This window comes from Chromatium okenii (assembly GCF_002958735.1).
Lineage (GTDB): Bacteria > Pseudomonadota > Gammaproteobacteria > Chromatiales > Chromatiaceae > Chromatium > Chromatium okenii_A.
Map to the genome: position 1 here is coordinate 1 of NZ_PPGH01000013.1, position 19471 is coordinate 19471.

General features: G+C 49.2%; 15 protein-coding genes and 1 pseudogene. 11 read left to right on the forward strand and 5 right to left on the reverse strand.

Annotation, left to right across the window (positions count from 1 at the left end):
• The first annotated feature begins 331 nt into the window (after positions 1-331).
• Genes CXB77_RS01805 through CXB77_RS01825 form a run of 5 tightly spaced genes read left to right on the forward strand, consistent with a single transcriptional unit; the run spans position 332 to position 7150 of the window.
• Entirely contained in the window at positions 332-427 is a 96-nt protein-coding gene (locus CXB77_RS01805; RefSeq protein WP_347338015.1) for a type II toxin-antitoxin system RelE/ParE family toxin, read from the forward strand.
• 3 nt (positions 428-430) lie between these two features.
• Positions 431-721, forward strand: a complete 291-nt coding sequence (locus tag CXB77_RS01810; protein WP_105072446.1) for a helix-turn-helix domain-containing protein — start codon at positions 431-433, stop codon at positions 719-721.
• A gap of 38 nt (positions 722-759) precedes the next feature.
• Positions 760-1305, forward strand: coding sequence for a DUF1566 domain-containing protein (locus CXB77_RS01815; RefSeq protein ID WP_172452492.1), 546 nt, complete (start codon positions 760-762; stop codon positions 1303-1305).
• On the forward strand, positions 1302-2252 hold the full coding sequence (locus CXB77_RS01820) for a DUF1566 domain-containing protein (protein WP_105072562.1): 951 nt from the start codon (positions 1302-1304) through the stop codon (positions 2250-2252). Before CXB77_RS01815 ends, CXB77_RS01820 begins: the two co-directional genes overlap by 4 nt.
• Positions 2252-7150, forward strand: coding sequence for an InlB B-repeat-containing protein (locus tag CXB77_RS01825; protein WP_105072563.1), 4899 nt, complete (start codon positions 2252-2254; stop codon positions 7148-7150). Before CXB77_RS01820 ends, CXB77_RS01825 begins: the two co-directional genes overlap by 1 nt.
• A 21-nt stretch (positions 7151-7171) precedes the next feature.
• Here CXB77_RS01825 and CXB77_RS18995 read toward each other — a convergent pair whose 3' ends face one another.
• The 3 genes from CXB77_RS18995 to CXB77_RS01835 form a co-directional block, all read right to left on the reverse strand.
• Entirely contained in the window at positions 7172-7474 is a 303-nt protein-coding gene (locus CXB77_RS18995) for a hypothetical protein (protein WP_146108644.1), read from the reverse strand.
• 101 nt (positions 7475-7575) lie between these two features.
• On the reverse strand, positions 7576-9594 hold the full coding sequence (locus CXB77_RS01830; protein WP_105072564.1) for a transglycosylase SLT domain-containing protein: 2019 nt from the start codon (positions 9592-9594) through the stop codon (positions 7576-7578).
• Positions 9595-10104 carry a DUF2939 domain-containing protein gene (locus CXB77_RS01835; protein WP_347338024.1) on the reverse strand — a complete coding sequence of 170 codons (510 nt, stop codon included), beginning with the start codon at positions 10102-10104 and terminating at the stop codon, positions 9595-9597. It abuts the gene before it with no gap.
• Positions 10105-10174: 70 nt separating this feature from the next.
• Between CXB77_RS01835 and CXB77_RS01840 the strand changes: the two genes are divergently transcribed.
• From CXB77_RS01840 to CXB77_RS20815, 4 genes are all read left to right on the forward strand, one after another.
• Positions 10175-11437, forward strand: a complete 1263-nt coding sequence (locus CXB77_RS01840; protein WP_105072685.1) for a multifunctional CCA addition/repair protein — start codon at positions 10175-10177, stop codon at positions 11435-11437.
• 211 nt (positions 11438-11648) lie between these two features.
• Positions 11649-13322: a methyl-accepting chemotaxis protein gene (locus CXB77_RS01845; RefSeq protein WP_105072565.1), complete on the forward strand. Its 1674-nt coding sequence runs from the start codon at positions 11649-11651 to the stop codon at positions 13320-13322.
• A gap of 32 nt (positions 13323-13354) precedes the next feature.
• On the forward strand, positions 13355-14293 hold the full coding sequence (locus tag CXB77_RS01850) for a response regulator (protein ID WP_242445347.1): 939 nt from the start codon (positions 13355-13357) through the stop codon (positions 14291-14293).
• A gap of 89 nt (positions 14294-14382) precedes the next feature.
• On the forward strand, positions 14383-14556 hold the full coding sequence (locus CXB77_RS20815; protein WP_242445348.1) for a hypothetical protein: 174 nt from the start codon (positions 14383-14385) through the stop codon (positions 14554-14556).
• Between the two features lie 47 nt (positions 14557-14603).
• Here CXB77_RS20815 and CXB77_RS01855 read toward each other — a convergent pair whose 3' ends face one another.
• Positions 14604-16025: a putative bifunctional diguanylate cyclase/phosphodiesterase gene (locus tag CXB77_RS01855; RefSeq protein WP_105072566.1), complete on the reverse strand. Its 1422-nt coding sequence runs from the start codon at positions 16023-16025 to the stop codon at positions 14604-14606.
• Positions 15977-16690, reverse strand: coding sequence for a response regulator (locus CXB77_RS01860; RefSeq protein ID WP_347338032.1), 714 nt, complete (start codon positions 16688-16690; stop codon positions 15977-15979). Before CXB77_RS01860 ends, CXB77_RS01855 begins: the two co-directional genes overlap by 49 nt.
• Positions 16691-16866: 176 nt before the next feature.
• Here CXB77_RS01860 and CXB77_RS01865 point away from each other — a divergent pair, with 176 nt between their 5' ends.
• The gene (locus CXB77_RS01865) at positions 16867-17217 is read left to right on the forward strand and encodes an Hpt domain-containing protein (protein ID WP_105072568.1); all 351 of its coding nucleotides are present in this window, start codon (positions 16867-16869) and stop codon (positions 17215-17217) included.
• A 388-nt stretch (positions 17218-17605) separates the two neighbouring features.
• A pseudogene (gene typA, locus CXB77_RS01870) lies at positions 17606-19419 on the forward strand (translational GTPase TypA).
• The last annotated feature ends 52 nt before the right edge of the window (positions 19420-19471 follow it).

Consider the following 19471-nt stretch of genomic DNA (forward strand, 5'->3'; position numbering starts at 1 on the left):
CAATTGATTCATCCTGATGCAGCAAAATTCGCTACAGCGTCGCATTACTGTATTGGGGTTATCACATTATTGAAGGCTCAAAACCGCAATTAGCTTTTCGTGAAACTGCCGGGCGCAGTTATCCCCGCACCGATTTTTTACAATTGGCAGAATATCTTGAAAATCACACCGATATTGATAAGTTGCGCGATATAGAACATGTGATTTTTCAGCCGCGAGAATAAATGCTATTCAGGAAAATCTCTGCTTTTTCCAATGAATGCTTCAGTGACTTTTAGTCCGCTAAGTACGAAGTGAAGAAGGCACCTAAAATGCTGACATCCGCTTTGATGTGTATGTCCTCCACGCTTTTGTGAAAAAAACGCAGCGCACCCGCAGCGAAGATATAGAATTGGCAACGCGCCGTTATCGCCACATTGAGGAATAACCCATGACGACCGAATACATCATCGAATCCAGTGGCGACGTGTTCACTGATTTAGGCTTTACGACCGAAGAAGCAAATCTGTTGCGTTTGCGTGCTCAACTCATCACTGAATTGCGCATGAGGATTTCCAGACGCAATTGGACGCACCAGCAAGCAGCAATGCAATTGGGTATAGAACCAGCACAACTGTCGGATTTAATACGCGGTCAAGAGGAACAGTTTAGTATAGATATGTTAATCACGTTAGCAACTCGTGCGGGTTGCAGAGTGGAGTTAGAACTTTTACCTGCTTAATTTTAAGTGGATTAAAAACTCACTACTGGAGAATGACAATGCTTGACCGTATGCGATCTTTTCATTCACTGGCGCGTGGGGCGGGATTGATTGCCCTGCTCGCGCTGACTATTCCAACTCACGCCGATGGTCTCAACGACACCGGCATTACCACCTGCTCGAATGCCACGCAAAATGGTTTGCCGTGTCCGGTCGCGGGTTTTCCGCGCCAAGATGCTGAATACGGCAGCAACGGTTTTAATTTCACCAAATTAGATGCAGCGGGAAATGATTTGCCCGCCAGCGCCACCGATCACACCTGCGTCCGCGATAACGTCACCGGTTTGATCTGGCAAGTGAAATTCAGTGATTCATATTACACCTTCGACCAAGCCGCTACTTATACTGGAACTGTTAATACAATTGGCTTGTGCGGATTTAATGATTGGCGAATGCCGAATATAAAAGAATTATCGGGAATTGCCGATCACAGCATTGCTTATCCCGGCCCAACAATTGATACCAATTATTTTCCCAATACGCCGAGTTCGTGGTTTTGGTCGGTTCTCCGCTTGCCAGCAGCGCGGACTACGCGTGGAACGTGAATTTCGACCATGGCAACGCCGTCAACTGCGATCGGAACCACTACTACCACGTCCGGCTCGTCCGCGGCGGACAGTCTTTTGATTCTTTTGCTGATAACAACGATGGCACAGTCTCCCAAACAAACACTGGGCTAATGTGGGCCAAATGCAGTGAAGGTCAAACCGGCACGAATTGTACAGGCACGGCAACGGGAATGAATTGGAGCGCCGCATTAACTGCTGCCAATAACTCTAATCTGGGTGGTTATAACGATTGGCGCTTGCCTAATTTCAAAGAGCTGCAAGCCTTAGTCGATTACAGCCGCAATATCCCAGCAATCAACACCAGTTATTTTCCCAATACGCCGAGTTCGTGGTTTTGGTCGGGTTCTCCGTTTACCGTCTACGCGAACGGCGCGTGGTACGTGGGTTTCGAGAATGGCTACACCTACCACAAACTTCGGAAGGACTACTCCCACGTTCGCCTCGTCCGCAGTGGGGCTGCTGTTGTTAATTCTTCGTTTGAATTAACTGTCAGTAAAGCTGGAAGCGGCAACGGTACAGTCACCAGCAGCGATGGGAGAATTAACTGTGACCCAACTTGCTGGTCATTTTCGACCGGTTTTAGCGGTGGCGCTATTGTCAATCTCATTGCCAGTGCCGATAGCAATTCCGTATTTACTGGCTGGAGTGGGGGCGGTTGTTCTGGCACTGGTTCTTGCACCGTCACCATGAATGCCGCGCAAATCGTCACCGCTAATTTTGCGCCCGCCAGTTATTCGCTCTCGATCAATAAAAGCGGCAACGGATTGATTTACAGCGACGACTACAAAATCAATTGCGGTTCGACTTGTTCAGCCGATTTTAATAGCGGCATCATCGTTAATCTCAATACCACGCCCGATGCTGGCTATATTTTTAGTAATTGGAGCAACGGCTGCACCGGATCGGCGCGTGTTCAATTCTAATGAACAGCGCAAAAGCGGTATTAGCAACGTTTAATCCTGCGCCAACTTATGCCATCGGGTTAGTTGCCAATCCCAGCGTCGGCGGCAGCGTCACTTGCAGCGTCAATCCGGTAATACAAGGCGGCTCAACAAATTGCACTGCAACGCCAAACTCCGGTTACACGTTTACTGGATTTGCTGGTGATTGCAGCGGCACCTATTGCAGCTTGAATAACGTCACCAGCAATAAAACTGTGACGGCGAATTTCAGTGCAATCACTTATCCAATTAACGCCACTGCGAATCCGTCAATTGGCGGCAATGTGAGTTGTAGCGTTAATCCAGTGACTTACGGCGGTTCGAGTAATTGCGCAGCAACGGCAAATACGGGTTATACATTTACTGGATTTGGTGGTGATTGCAGCGGTACGAGTTGCAGCTTGACGAATGTTACTGCGACTAAAACCGTGACGGCGAATTTCACCGCAATCACTTATCCAATTAACGCCACTGCAAATCCTTCAATTGGCGGCAGCGTGAATTGCAGCGTTAATCCAGTGACTTATGGCGGCTCCAGTAATTGCACCGCAACAGCAAATACGGGTTATACATTTACCGGCTTTGGTGGTGATTGCAGCGGCACGAGTTGCAGCTTGACGAATGTCACTGCGACTAAAACTGTGACGGCGAATTTCACCGCAATCACTTATCCAATTAACGCCACTGCGAATCCGTCAATTGGCGGCAACGTGATTTGCAGCGTTAATCCGGTGACTTATGGCGGTTCCAGTAATTGCACCGCAACGCCAAACTCCGGTTATACGTTTACTGGATTTAGCGGCGATTGCAGCGGCACGAGTTGCAGTTTGAATAACGTCACCGGCAATAAAACTGTGATGGCAAATTTCACTGCAATCACTTATCCAATTACCGCTACTGCGAATCCTTCAATTGGCGGCAGCGTGAATTGCAGCGTTAATCCAGTGAGTTATGGCGGCTCCAGTAATTGCACCGCAACGCCAAACTCCGGTTACACGTTTACTGGCTTTGGTGGTGATTGCTACGGAACGAGTTGCAGCTTGACGAATGTCACTGCGACTAAAACCGTGACGGCGAATTTCACCGCAATCACTTATCCAATTAACGCCACTGCCAATCCTTCAATTGGTGGCAATGTGAATTGCAGCGTTAATCCGGTTGTTTATGGCGGTTCGAGTAATTGCGCAGCAACGGCAAATACGGGTTATACGTTTACCGGCTTTGCTGGTGATTGCAGCGGTACGAGTTGCAGCTTGACGAATGTCACTGCGAATAAAACCGTGACAGCGAATTTCACTGCAATCACTTATCCAATTAACGCCACTGCAAATCCGTCAACTGGTGGCAACGTGAGTTGCAGCGTTAATCCAGTGACTTATGGCGGTTCGAGTAATTGCGCAGCAACGGCAAATACGGGTTATACGTTTACTGGCTTTGGTGGTGATTGCAGCGGCACGAGTTGTAGTTTGACGAATGTCACTGCGACTAAAACCGTGACAGCAAATTTCACTGCAATCACTTATCCAATTAACGCCACTGCCAATCCTTCAATTGGCGGCAGCGTGAATTGCAGCGTTAATCCGGTGACTTATGGCGGCTCCAGTAATTGTGCAGCAACAGCAAATACGGGTTATACATTTACTGGCTTTGGTGGTGATTGCAGCGGCACGAGTTGCAGCTTGAATAACGTCACCGGCAATAAAACCGTGACGGCAAATTTCACTGCAATCACTTATCCAATTAACGCCACTGCCAATCCTTCAATTGGCGGTAGCGTGAATTGCAGCGTTAATCCGGTTGTTTATGGCGGTTCGAGTAATTGCGCAGCAACGGCAAATGCGGGTTATACGTTTACTGGATTTAGTGGTGATTGCAGCGGCACGAGTTGCAGCTTGACGAATGTCACTGCGAATAAAACCGTGACGGCGAATTTCACCGCAATCACTTATCCAATTAACGCCACTGCGAATCCGTCAATTGGCGGCAACGTGATTTGCAGCGTTAATCCGGTGACTTATGGCGGTTCCAGTAATTGCACCGCAACGCCAAAGACTGGTTATAACTTCAGTGGATTTAGCGGCGATTGCAGCGGCACGAGTTGTAGCTTGACGAATATCACTGCGACTAAAACCGTGACGGCGAATTTCACCGCAATCACTTATCCAATTAACGCCACTGCAAATCCTTCAATTGGCGGCAGCGTGAATTGCAGCGTTAATCCGGTGACTTATGGCGGTTCCAGTAATTGCACCGCAACAGCAAATACGGGTTATACATTTACCGGCTTTGGTGGTGATTGCAGCGGCACGAGTTGCAGCTTGACGAATATCACTGCGAATAAAACCGTGACGGCGAATTTCACCGCAATCACTTATCCAATTACCGCCACGGCAAATCCTTCAATTGGCGGCAACGTGAGTTGTAGCGTTAATCCGGTTGCTTATGGCGGTTCGAGTAATTGCACTGCGACACCAAAGACTGGTTATAACTTCAGTGGATTTAGCGGCGATTGCAGCGGTACGAGTTGTAGCTTGACGAATATCACTGCGAATAAAACTGTGACGGCGAATTTCACCGCAATCACTTATCCAATTAACGCCACTGCAAATCCTTCAATTGGCGGCAGCGTTAATTGCAGCGTTAATCCGGTTGTTTATGGCGGTTCGAGTAATTGCGCAGCAACAGCAAATACGGGTTATACATTTACCGGCTTTGGTGGTGATTGCAGCGGCACGAGTTGCAGCTTGACGAATGTCACTGCGACTAAAACTGTGACGGCGAATTTCACCGCAATCACTTATCCAATTAACGCCACTGCAAATCCATCAACTGGTGGTAACGTGAGTTGTAGCGTTAATCCGGTGACTTATGGCGGTTCGAGTAATTGCACTGCGACACCAAAGACTGGTTATAACTTCAGTGGATTTAGCGGCGATTGCAGCGGTACGAGTTGCAGCTTGACGAATGTCACTGCGAATAAAACCGTGACGGCGAATTTCACCGCAATCACTTATCCAATTAACGCCACTGCAAATCCTTCAATTGGCGGCAATGTGAGTTGCAGCGTTAATCCGGTGACTTATGGTGGCTCCAGTAATTGCACTGCGACACCAAAGACTGGTTATAACTTCAGTGGATTTAGCGGCGATTGCAGCGGTACGAGTTGCAGCTTGACGAATGTCACTGCGAATAAAACCGTGACGGCGAATTTCACCGCAATTACTTATCCAATTAACGCCACTGCCAATCCTTCAATTGGCGGCAATGTGAGTTGTAGCGTTAATCCGGTGGCTTATGGCGGTTCGAGTAATTGCACTGCGACACCAAACTCCGGTTACACGTTTACCGGCTTTGCGGGTGATTGCTACGGAACGAGTTGCAGCTTGACGAATGTCACTGCGAATAAAACCGTGACGGCGAACTTCACTGCGATCACTTATCCAATTAACGCCACTGCCAATCCTTCAACTGGTGGCAACGTGAATTGCAGCGTTAATCCGGTTGTTTATGGCGGTTCGAGTAATTGCGCAGCAACAGCAAATACGGGTTATACATTTACCGGCTTTGGTGGTGATTGCAGCGGTACGAGTTGCAGCTTGACGAATGTCACTGCGAATAAAACCGTGACGGCGAATTTCACCGCAATCACTTATCCAATTAACGCCACTGCAAATCCGTCAACTGGTGGTAACGTGAGTTGCAGCGTGAATCCGGTTGCTTATGGCAGTTCCAGTAATTGCGCAGCAACGGCAAATACGGGTTATACATTTACCGGCTTTGGTGGTGATTGCAGCGGCACGAGTTGCAGCTTGACGAATATCACTGCGAATAAAACCGTGACGGCGAATTTCACCGCAATCACTTATCCAATTAACGCCACTGCCAATCCTTCAATTGGCGGCAGCGTGAATTGCAGCGTTAATCCGGTGACTTATGGCGGCTCCAGTAATTGTGCAGCAACAGCAAATACGGGTTATACATTTACTGGCTTTGGTGGTGATTGCAGCGGCACGAGTTGCAGCTTGAATAACGTCACCGGCAATAAAACCGTGACGGCAAATTTCACTGCAATCACTTATCCAATTAACGCCACTGCCAATCCTTCAATTGGCGGTAGCGTGAATTGCAGCGTTAATCCGGTTGTTTATGGCGGTTCGAGTAATTGCGCAGCAACGGCAAATGCGGGTTATACGTTTACTGGATTTAGTGGTGATTGCAGCGGCACGAGTTGCAGCTTGACGAATGTCACTGCGAATAAAACCGTGACGGCGAATTTCAAGTTAACAGAAGGTTATGTGCTTAATGTCATTAAAAAAGGCACGGGATCGGGTGTTGTCACTACTACTGATGGTAAAATTAGTTGTGGCATGAATTGCAATGAAAGCTATACAAACGGACAATCAGTCACGCTTAAAGCAGTTTCTGATGTCGGTTCTGTATTTACTGGTTGGAGTGGCGATTGCAGTGGTACTAATACCTGTACTGTTAGTATGAATGCACTGAAAAATATCACGGCAACCTTTACTACAACAGCGGTTGATTTAGTCATTACCAATATGGTCATTACGCCCGCGTCACCAAGCGCAAATGATTTTTTTGACATTAGCGTTACGGTAAAGAACTTTGCGAAAAAAGCATTGGATGCGGGTGATTTGACAATTTGGAAAAGTCAAACCAATCTCGGTACTTGCGGGGCATTAGGTAATGCACGTACTCGCGTTGGCACTTTAGCTGTTGGGGCGAGCCGCACGTTAACAGCGCGATTACGGGTGCCCAACGCGGGAACTTATACTGCGCGGGCATTTATTGATAGCGGCTGTGTCACAACAGAAACCAGTGAAAAGGATAATCAGTTGGGTAAACTCTATACAGTAAAATAATCACTGCTGTTTTTATGACTGTTAGCCTCCCTTTCTACAAAGGGAGGCTTTTTTATGTATCAATAACGCTTCTGCAACTGAATGGCGTTCGCTATATATGGTGTTCGGATGAAAGCGTAAACTGACTTTTATTTCACCGGGAGGAAGTGCTTCGCGTAAGTATCCATCCCTGAAGCTATAAAGCCCTTGACCAAGTAAGTATTGATGACCAGAACCAGCATTCGGTAATTGTGCTTTGGTCAACGGACGCAAATTGGCAGCGACACGCAATAAACATAAACTCTGCCCTGTATTCTCACCATTCGCATAATTGATGGAGGACACACTCCATCCTGCGGTGATTGATCCACGCCACCAATAAACATTGGAGTGACAATTTGAAAAGTCGCAGTGAGTGTATTCGACATTTATGCACCTTAAATCCATTAACTTTTAGCATTATTCCTGGGTAACGCAGGAATTGGTGGCAATAAATCACTGAGACGCAATGGTGGTAATCCCAAACGCTCCGCATAAATCACCCGATATGCCAGCACTCGTTCCACATAACCGCGTGTTTCATTAAAAGGAATCTGCGCAATCCATAAATCAGCATCAATTGGTTGCGGCGGAAGCCAACTGGTGACTCGCCCCGGTCCGGCGTTATAAGCCGCCGTAGCGAGCGCGGCATGAGTAAAGCGTTTCCACATCCAGCCCAAATAGGTGCTGCCCAACGTGATGTTGAGCGTCGGATCGGTTAAATCTTGCGATGATGGCGCGGGTAAACCGCGAGAAATCGCCACTTCTGCAGCGGTTTTCGGCATTAATTGCATCAAGCCCATTGCGCCGGAGCGAGAAACCACCGCTGGTGCAAATACGCTTTCTTGGCGCATTACTCCAAAAATCCATTCCGCCGCAATGCCCACTTGCTCCGCTTGCGTTGTCACCTGCTCTTGATAACGCAGGGGAAAGCGCAGTTTTAAGTCGTCCCAATAACCACTCCGCGCCAGCGTGAAAATCGCCCGATCATGCCAATGCAACACGTCGGCGATGTAGGCTGCCGCTTGTAAATCCGCTGCCTCCAAACGCTGCGTCAACGTGCGCCATTCACGCTGGATTTCCGCCTCTCGCGCCAAATGGCGTAATTCACGCAGTCGTGCCCAGGCTGGCGACCGAATCAGCCGCACAATTCGCGCTGGTTCGGCTGGCGTGGCGACATCTTTCAAGTGATACGGCTGTCCCAGCCGATCGGCTGCCATGAATCCCCAAAAACTCCGCGCTGTTGCAGCTTGCTCAAAACTTTGCCGCGCTGCGGTTGCCTGTCCCAGTGCCGCTTCAGCGCGACCTTGCCAATAACACCAGCGGTCGCGTTTTTCAGTGCTATCAGGCATTTGCGCCAGCCATGTCGCCAATTTCCCCCAGTCCTGAAACTTTAACGCCGCTCGCGCTCGCTGTTCCTGCTCCGCAAGGTTGTCAGCGTTCGCTTGCAGCCCATCCCAATAGCGCAGACCTTCTGGATTATTTTTACCAATCAAAGCGTTACCGACGGCAGCGTAAGCGCGATTCCCCGCAGTAGGATCAGCCGCGAGTAGATCGCGGTAGCGTGTCAACCGTTGCGCGGCATCATCAGGTGCTCGCCGCGCCAGCCGCGTGATGCCATGCGCGACAATCGCCGCACGTTGCGGATATTCCGTTGCAAATGCTGCGTTATCGCTGATTAGCGTCGGTGTTTGATCAACCGCCAGCCACAGCTCCAGCCACGGGCGCTCCGGTTCTGGCAGTGACATTCCGAGCCATCGCGCTAAACCTATTTCGCTAGCGTTCATTGCCAAACGAATGCGTTGCCACACCAGCTCCGGTGTCAGTTTTCCGGCCTGTTGCCACGCCTGAAACACGCGATCACAGGCAGCAGGTTGTGACCGAGGCGATAACCAAATCGCGGCGACTTGCGGCAATACTTCCTCGGCATGTCCGGTTTCCAGCAGCGCCAGCAGTGATAAACAACGCCGTTCAGTTGACGCATTGGCTGGCAGCGGCGGCGGATCAATGCGCAAATAATCTGCCCAGCGTTGTGCGGTTACGAGCCGTTGCAGGTACACCTGCCGCAGTGTTTCGGCGAGCGGCGAATCTGCATCAAAGGTAAAGAAATCAAGGATTTCTGCTTCGGAAACTGCGTCGAGATTGCGCTCGAGGTCGGCAAAACGCAGATAGGAATACAGCGGATAGGCGCGAAGTTTGGCACTGAGTTGTTCAAAAACTGGGCGATCACCGCGTTTCAGTGCCTCTTCAGCAGCGAGAAAATCGCTGCGATCATCCGCATGGGCGCACCAAGTTGCAGTCAGCAACAAGCCAGCACTGAATAAGTGCTTAAAAGTTAGATTAAAAATGGCGGAAGTACCTGAATTGGGAATAACGAGAAAGGCAAAAAACACGCGACACGACGAATGCGTGTCGCGTCGCCTCATTTAATTGATGGCGGTGACGGAAGTAATGATGTCAGTGATTTTCCATTTGCCGCCAATGAATGACAGCCGAATGTGCGTTGCGCCCTGTCCGAGGTCGCCAATGCGAATTAAAAAGCGGTTATGCGATTCAAAAAACGCGAAATCCATTGCCGCCAGCAAATACGCAGGCGTTTGTTTTGTGGCTTCGTTAATTGCATCACGCAGAGTACGTTGCGCCCATTCTGGCGTAATCACTTGATCGAGCGCAGCATCACCAAGTCGCGTTAGATTTTCACCGATCCATGTCATCACGCCATGCGGATCAGAGGTGTTGCCGGGGAGCACATCCTTGACCCCTGCGGTCACGCGCTGTTTATAGTTCGCACGAATTGCCGGTAAATCGAGCAATTCAGCAAGTGGCGCAGTGGATGGTTGCACAATTGCTTTATCCAGTTGATAAACCGTGTAATACGGCCAGATACCGTAACCAATAATTGCCAGTAGGACGAGATAACCAAAAATACGCATCATGTGAAGATATTCCGTAATGTCAGGATGTAATTGAGATTCTAACTGCGAACGAGATGCTGTGGACGAGATGATGAGTGCAACAGAAGGATTAACGGTTTATTTGGTAGGCGGCGCAGTGCGCGATCGGCTGCTGGGACGGACGGTGACGGAACGCGATTTCGTGGTGGTTGGCTCCACCGCTGCGGAGTTGCGAGCGCGAGGTTTTCTGCAAGTCGGTAAGAATTTTCCGGTGTTTTTACATCCGCAGACCAAAGAGGAATATGCGCTGGCGCGGACGGAACGCAAAACTGCGCCCGGCTATCATGGCTTTGCGATGCACGCCGATCCGCTGGTGACATTGGAAGAAGATTTGCTGCGGCGCGATTTAACGATCAACGCACTGGCGGAAGATGCAGCGGGCAACATTGTTGATCCTTACGGTGGATTAGCTGATTTGGCAGCGCGGCGCTTGCGACATGTATCAATCGCGTTTACGGAAGACCCAGTGCGCATTTTGCGTGTCGCCCGTTTTGCCACGCGCTTTGCGGATTTAGGCTTTGAAATTGCTGAAGAAACCCGCGAATTGATGCGCAGCATGATTGCTGCTGGCGAAATAGATGCGTTGGTTCCAGAACGGGTATGGCAGGAATTAGCGCGAGTTCTGAATGAAGCGCAACCGTCACGGTTTTTCAGAGAATTGCGGGAATGTGGGGCGCTGGCGCGATTGCTGCCGGAATTGGATCGCTTATGGGGAATTCCGCAATCTGCGCAGTGGCATCCCGAAATTGATACTGGCGAACATGTAATGATGGTGGTCGATATGGCCGCGCAATTATCAACAAATGCAGAAGTGCGCTTTGCGGCGTTGTGTCACGATTTCGGCAAGGGTACAACGCCACCGGAATTATTGCCGCATCATCACGGTCACGAAAAACGCGGGGAAAAATTGGTCAATCGGCTGTGTGATCGCTTAAAAATCCCTAATTTATTTCGTCATTTAGCGCGAATCACAGCGCGAGATCACGGTTTAATTCATCGCGCACTGGAATTACCAGCAGAAACGTTGCTGGCGCTGCTCGAAGGCGCAGATGCGCTGCGACAACCGGCCCGATTTGAAAAGGTATTGCTTGCGTGTGAAGCCGATGCGCGTGGACGTGCGGGTTATGCCGATGCCGCTTATCCGCAAGCAGCATTGCTGCGGCGACTGCGCAATGTCGTTGCATCGGTCAATGTTGCTGCCATCGTGCACCAAACGCCGGAACCCGAAAAAATTCCTGAGCGCGTACAGGCAGCACGCATTGCGGCAATTGAAAAGGCGTTACAAAAGTACGCAGCGCAACACGTTAATTTTTGATCGGTTGACAAGCATCATAGCGCGTTTATTTAGAATAACCTGATAAACTAACGGAATGCGCGATCACGCCCCAAATTACAATGAGTAACAGCAATAAAGCGCCCGCTGGCGCTTTATTCACATTGATGATCTAAAGAACCGACCGCATTGCGGTTATTAAAATTATGTTTCCCGATTAGAGCTGATATCGGGGTTTGTCTTGGAGTAGGGAATGAAAACTGTTCGATTAAGTGTCAAGCTGATGCTGAGTTTTCTGTCGGTAGCCATGATTGTGCTCGTTGTCGGATTATTTGGCATCAAGGGCGAAATGGATATGCGCGGGCATATCGAAACGATTGGGCAGATTCGCCTGCCATCTATTATTGAATTAGACCGTATGAATGTCGAACGTTTGAGTGTGCGTGCTCAGACCCTTGAAGCACAAGCACAAACGCCGTGGTCATCTGAAACAAATAAGACGCTGGAACTTTTATCGCGGCAGCGGCTTGCCTCGTGGAAAGCGGTTGAAGATGCCATGGCGCAGTATGAAAAATTACCGAAAACAGCAGATGAAAAAGCTATCCAAGATGTCTTCAAATCTGAATACACTGCTTGGCGTAAAGGCTATGAAAAAATTGATCAAATTTTAGCGCAGATGATATTAGCAAAAACAGCGGAAAGCTATGCACCTTTATATGATCAATTCCTGCAATTGGTGCATAGCATGATGTTACTTTCAGACCGCGTTGGCGTTTTAATTGATACGATGGTCGCATTTAATAATCAAAGCACACATTCTGCTGTAGAAAAGGCGCTATCGGAAGCCGGGCAGATGTTTACTTGGACCCTGATTGGCATTGGGATTGGGCTAGCATTAGCTGTGGGTTTAGGGTTGTTTATTATCCGCGATACGTTGCAGCAATTAGGCAGTGAGCCAGCCTATGCGGTTGATTTAGTGAATCAAGTTGCCGCTGGTGATTTGACCGTAGAAATTAATTTGCGGGCTGATGACAACAGCAGTTTGCTCGCAGCGTTTGCGCAAATGGTGACGAATATGCGACGCGTATTGCACGAGGTGACAACTGCCAGTGCGCAGGTGGCGGCAGCAGCCGAGCAGCTTTCAGCGACCAGTGAGCAGATGCGCGAGCAGGTTAGATTGGAACAATCCGAAACCGATCAGGTTGCTACGGCGATGAACCAAATGACGGCCACCGTTGAAGAAGTAGCGCGTCATGCCGCTGCCGCTGCGCGTGCTGCACGCGAAACGGATATGGAAACTGAAGCCGGCAGCAAGGTGGTGATGAAAGCGGTATCGGCAATTGAATCGCTGGCGCGAGAAGTCGAAACCGCTGGCGAAGTCATTGCGCAATTATCGGTCGATAGCACTGAAATTGGTGCGGTGCTTGACGTGATTCGCGGCGTGGCAGAACAAACCAATTTGCTGGCTTTAAATGCGGCAATTGAAGCTGCACGTGCTGGTGAACAGGGACGCGGTTTTGCAGTCGTTGCTGCCGAAGTGCGCACCTTGGCAAGTCGTACTCAATCATCCATTTTGGATATTCAAGCCAAAATTGAGCGGGTACAAAATAGTTCGGCTGGTGCAGTGCAAGTGATGGAAAAAGGACAGACCAAAGCGCGTGAAAGCGTGGCGCAAGCACGACAAGCAGGTGAATCGCTACATGTCATTAGTGTTTCAATTACCAGCATCAATGATATGAATCGACAAATTGCCAGCGCAGCCGAAGAACAAAGTGCCGTTGCTGAAGAAATTAACCGCAATATCCACACCATTTCTGGCACTGTCGATCAAACCTCAGCAGGTTCAGCACAAATCGCCACTGCAAGTGAAAAACTCGCGCAATTAGCCACGCAGTTGCAGGAGCGAGTAGCGCAGTTCAAAATCTAATCATTATCACTTTTGAATAGAAGTAAAACACTGTGATTCGTGTCATTATTATTGAGGATGATGCGTCAACCGGCGCTTTATTGGCACAATTGGTAAAACGATTATGGCCAACAGCGTCGGTTATTTTAGAATCCGATGCAGTTTCTGGAATTGAGCAATGGCATCAGCACGGCGCAGATTTGATTTTGCTTGATTGGGGATTGCCGGGAATGAGTGGAATGGAAGCCCTTAAACAGATTAAAAAAACGGATATGAAAACGAAATGCGTGATGATTTCTGGTCATGCCGAACGCGATGTGATTTTAGCGGCGCGAGCACATCAGGTTGATGCGTTTATTGTTAAGCCATTCAACGCCAAACAGGTAATGGTGCGCTTGGCAGAAATTATGGAGTTATCCAGAGCGCTGCATGACTCAAAAATTGACGGGTTTGATTCACTGAATGATTTTATTCGTTTTCAAATGACGCAAGGCACATTGGGTTTGCCAATTGATCCTGAGTTAATTAGCACTATTGAAAGTCTGCGCAATGCTAATGGCAGCGAGCGTGTGCGGATTTTGCGGCAATGCCAATTTCATCCAGCACTGGTGTTTCGATTATTAAGCCTTGCCAATAGTAGTCAATACATTAAAGGCATAAGTTCTGTTGAAAATTTTGAGGCAGCAATTCAATTGGTGGGATTAGATGGTTTTATTAATCTCGCAGTAGAAATGTCGTTGCATCAAGGCAGTCATTTACAGCAAGATTTTTTAAGAACACGGCAAATGAAATACCAGCGTGACGGGTTAATACTGGCAGAAATTGTCACTAAACTGGCAGCGGATTTGGCTGAAAATGTGTCCTTTAGTCTCAATGCCGCACGCTCGGCTTGTGTATTGTATCGCGTGGGTGAATTGTCGTTATTACAGGTGATGCAGCGTGGATTGATTCTGGGCATGAACTTGATGAAATCACCTGCGATACAACCTTAAAAACACATGCCAGTACTGCTGGAAATCGAATAAAAACGCAGTGGAATATCCCCAACACCATTCGCGGACGCATTGGAGCAACTTATTTATTGCCGTCGGGAACCGTGAAAATTGATGTGATTGTGATGCGGATTGCGCACCTGTTGTTAATGAATGATGATCAACAGGAATTACCACGTTTATTAGCGCGAGTGGGTTTGAATGAAGCGCGAGTGAAAAGCTATCGACCCAACGCGGATGCTGATAGCAGTGTGGATTCATAAGCGGATCGTAAATCGTAGGTTGGGTTGACGCAGTCAACCCAACCTACTTAATTGGTTGGTGTTTCTGCGCCGGGGCGTACAAAGTTGGCAATTAACGTTTCAATCTGCGCAGATTCCATCGGTTTACCAATGAGATAACCTTGGATTTCGGTGACGCCAAGTGCTTCAATAAAATCACATTGGCGCAGCGTTTCGACACCTTCCGCAATGACACTTAATCCCATTGTTTGCCCAATCGCAGTGACCGCTCGCACAATGACTCGATCTGCTTGTACATGCGTGATATTAGTCACAAAAGCGCGATCAATTTTAATGGCGTCAATCGGAAAACGCAGTAGATATTCTAATGATGAGTGACCAATTCCAAAGTCATCAAGCGCAATTTTTAATCCGGTTTCGCGTAAACGTCCCAATAATAAAATAGCATTGGCGGGGTCTTGCATGGCGAGGCTTTCGGTAATTTCTAATTCAATATGCGCCGGATTGACGCCGCTCAGTACGACAGCGCGTTGAATTTTATCGAATAAATCTGGCTCCAAAAATTGGCGCGGCGACAGATTGATCCCCACGCGCAGCGCCAGCCCCATTTGTTCCCAGCGCCGCGCTTGCCGACAGGCATCTTCTAACACCCATTGTCCGACATCAGAAATCAGTCCCAGACTTTCCAGCAGCGGAATAAAGCGCACCGGCGACACCAAACCCCAAGTTGGATGCTGCCAGCGCAACAGCGATTCTGCGCCGACGATCACGCCGGTGCGTAAATCCATTTGTGGTTGATAAACAAGGAAAAACTCTCGACGTTCAAGCGCGGTGTGCAGCGCCCGTTCGACCGCCAGCGTTTCAGTAAAGCGCGAGTTTGATGGGGTGTTTGGCGTTGCCACCAGCAATGAACGGGCTTGACTTTGCGCTAATCGTTGGGCGTCTTGTGCCAATAATAACAATTGGTTAGCGTTGATTGCGTGTTCGGGAAATAGGGCGATGCCGGAGGTGAAGGTCAAAATGGTATCGTTTTGCGCGATGTCAAACGGGCGACGCAGATGAGACAGCATGGACTCGAAACGATCTAGCGCCGTTTTCATGTCGGTAGCACGAAAAATCACCGCAAATTCATCGCCACCGGTGCGAGCGACTGCTTCCGTGTCGAGAATCAACCGCCGCAACCGCCGCGCCAACTGCGTCAGCAATAAATCGCCGAGCGCCTCACCAAGTGCTTCGTTGTGGCGATGAAAACGCGAAATGTCAATCCAGCCAAGCAGCAGCACTTCGCCGTTTTCTGTGTTTATTTTCGGTATTATTTCAGCGACTTGCCGCAGAAAGAGCCGCCGATTGGGAAGATCAGTCAATTCGTCATGCAGCGCCAAATAATCCACCAGCGCCTCGGTTTGGCGCAGCGCGGTCACATCCTGAAACGCGCCGAACATCAGCGCGTGATCGCCACCCTGAACGCCGCGTTCGCCCACCAAACGCACCAGCCGATCTTGCTCGTGTGCATTCGCAATTCCATTTCGATGGAGCCGGTTGATTGCCGCGCCAGATTCATTAGCCGCTGCGCTCGAGCCCGATCATCGGGATGCACGGCATCGAGAAAATCTGCAACCTGAGCAATGTGTTGCGCAGACACGCCCAGCACTGCTTCTAAATCATCTGACCAATGCAACGAATCATCGGTCAAGCGCCATTCCCAAAATGCGAGTTTGGCAATCCGGCAGGCAGACGCTTGGCGCAAACGACTTTGCCGCACTTCACGATTCAGTTGACCGGAACGCAGCGCATAGCGCACCCGTTGCGTTAATAACGTCCAGTTAATTGGTTTGGTAATAAAATCAGTCGCGCCAACGCGAAATGCCTTATCAATTGCTTTCAGATCATCTGCGCCGGTGAGCATAATCAGCGGTGTGCCTTCGTTATGATCAATGGCACGCATTTCGGCACAAGCGGTAAAGCCGTCCATCACCGGCATCATTACGTCGAGCAATACCAACAGTGGACGATGCTGGCTAAACAGAGCAACGGCTTGTGCGCCATTAGCAGCTTCAATAATTTCAAAGCCTTGACGACTGAGTACGCCGCGCAACAACATCCGCGTGGCATTATCATCGTCAACAATTAACAGCCGTTGAGACGGGGTTGGAATAGTGCGTCAGCGTTCAAAAGTGAAAACCTTCCGTGTGAATTATTTTTGTGCAAAGCACGCGATTAGTGAACACTATAATCAACCACCATTATTCAACAAAGCGGTTTACTGTTGGTTGACATTATTTTGGTGTAATAAGTGACATCTATCACATAAACACGAGTTTGGGGGAGTGCATGACGTATTTTGATAATGAAGTATTGGACGAATTGGTAGAAATTTTAGGGGAAGAAGACCTGTGCGCCATCACTGCGAGTTTTGTCGATCAACTGGGGAATCAGTTGGCGGAATTAACAGCGCATAGTGCCAATGCAGAACTGACCGAAATATCGCGTATTGCGCACTCGCTCAAAGGTGGCGCAGGTAATCTCGGCGCTGTCGCATTATCTGATGTTGCTGCCGCAGTCGAACGTCATTCTCGCGCTGGTGATAGTGGATTGACGGCTACCGCAATGGCAAAGCTGCCTGAAGTAGTGCAACAGACCATTGCCGAATTGCGCCAACGTGGTTATTTGCCAACGCATTGAATTAACTGTTTGCTTGTTATTTCTAATCAATTTACTGCAACAGCGACAACCCAGTGTCAAGCAAATCAATCAATGCTCGAACAAAATGTTTCGAGCATTGGCTTTATCAGCGATTTTCTGATGATTTAATGCGCCATGCTAAATAAAAATTGCTGATAACGCGAGCGATGAATAGTGTTCAGTTTTCAATGGTCAGCGCGTTTCTTACTGACAACTTTTCGATGCATCATGAAGCGCATTAAACGCAGTCGTCCGCCGGAATGACGCCGACAGCATATACTTACATACCGGCTGCGCCTTATTTTCCGCGCATACCAGCAATTCGCCGTTAATTTCTGATTTATATCATTAAATCTTTATTTACACTGTCTTTTGGAGCTAGACCCTCGTGATCGAAACCCTACGCAACATCGCCATCATTGCCCACGTTGACCACGGCAAAACCACCTTGGTAGACAAGCTGTTGCAGCAATCCGGCACTCTCGGCGACCGCTTTGGACCAGTCGAGCGCGTCATGGATTCCAATGCGTTGGAAAAAGAACGTGGCATTACATTCTGTCCAAAAACACTGCAATTCGTTGGAATGATTATCGAATTAACATCGTTGACACGCCCGGACATGCTGATTTCGGCGGCGAAGTGGAGCGCGTCCTGTCGATGGTCGATTCCGTGCTGCTGCTGGTCGATGCGCAGGAAGGACCGATGCCGCAAACCGTTTTGTCACCAGCAAAGCGTTTGAGCACGGTCTGCGTCCCATCGTCGTGATCAACAAAATTGATCGCCCCGGCGCTCGCCCGGATTGGGTGATTGATCAGGTGTTTGATCTGTTTGACCGCCTCGGCGCAACCGATGAACAGCTTGATTTTCCAATTGTTTATGCCTCTGCGATCAACGGTTACGCTGGGCTGGAAAACACCGTCAACGGTGGCGACATGACGCCGCTGTTTGAGGCCATCGTGGAGCATTGCCCTGCGCCCGAAGTGGATCCCGATTCGCCGTTTCAAATGCAGATTTCGACGCTCAATTACAGCTCCTTCGTTGGCGCAATTGCGGTCGGGCGCATTCGTCACGGCAGCGTGCGGCCCAATCAACAGATCGTGGTCGTCAAGCCAGATGGCGAACGGTATAAAGCGAAAATTGGTTTGGTTTACGGCTACTTAGGTTTGGAACGTCATGAAGTGCCGTCCGCTTCGGCAGGCGACATTGTGGCGCTCACGGCATCGAAGCGCCCAATGTTTCCGATACGTTGTGCCATCCCGAACACGTTTACGCGCTGCCTGCGTTGACGGTGGACGAGCCGACCGTGACCATGACGTTTCAGGTCAACACCTCGCCATTTTGCGGGCGTGACGGCAAATATCTGACTTCGCGCCAGCTCAAAGATCGGCTAGAACGTGAGTTAATTCATAACGTTGCGCTGCGTGTTGAAGAAGGCAACGATCCTGAAAAATTCCGCGTGTCTGGTCGCGGCGAACTGCATCTGTCGATCCTGCTCGAAAACATGCGCCGTGAAGGGTATGAAATGGCAGTCTCGCGCCCAGAAGTGATTTTCCGCGAAATCGACGGGCAGATTTGCGAACCTTATGAACAGCTTACCGTCGATGTCGATGAAACGTCACAGGGCGCAATCATGCAGGCGCTCGGCGAACGGCGCGGCGAATTAAAAGACATGATTCCAGACAGTAAAGGCGAGTGCGTTTGGATTATGAAATACCATCACGCGGTTTAATTGGCTTTCAAACTGAATTCATGTCGATGACTTCCGGCACGGGTTTGAAATACCACGTCTTTGATCGCTATCGTCCGGCGAATCAAGGTGGTATTGCACCGCGTCGCAATGGCGCATTGATTTCTAATGGAACCGGTAAAGCATTGGGTTATGCGCTATTTGCTTTGCAAGAGCGCGGACGCATGATGGTATCGCCCAGCGATGAAGTGTATGAAGGTCAGGTGGTTGGTATTCATTCCCGCGACAATGATTTAACGGTCAATCCATTGAAAGCCAAGCAGCTCACTAACATTCGTGCTGCTGGCTCAGATGAAAATATCCTGCTCACTCCACCAATCAAATTCACACTGGAGCAGGCGTTGGAATTCATTGAAGATGATGAATTGGTGGAGATCACGCCGAAAGCGATTCGCGTGCGCAAACGTCATCTGACTGAGAATGAACGCAAGCGCAGTTCACGTATTAAAATTTAGTTAACTGCGGATTGAGTAGACTCAACAACCACCAGCTTTTAGCTGGTGGTTG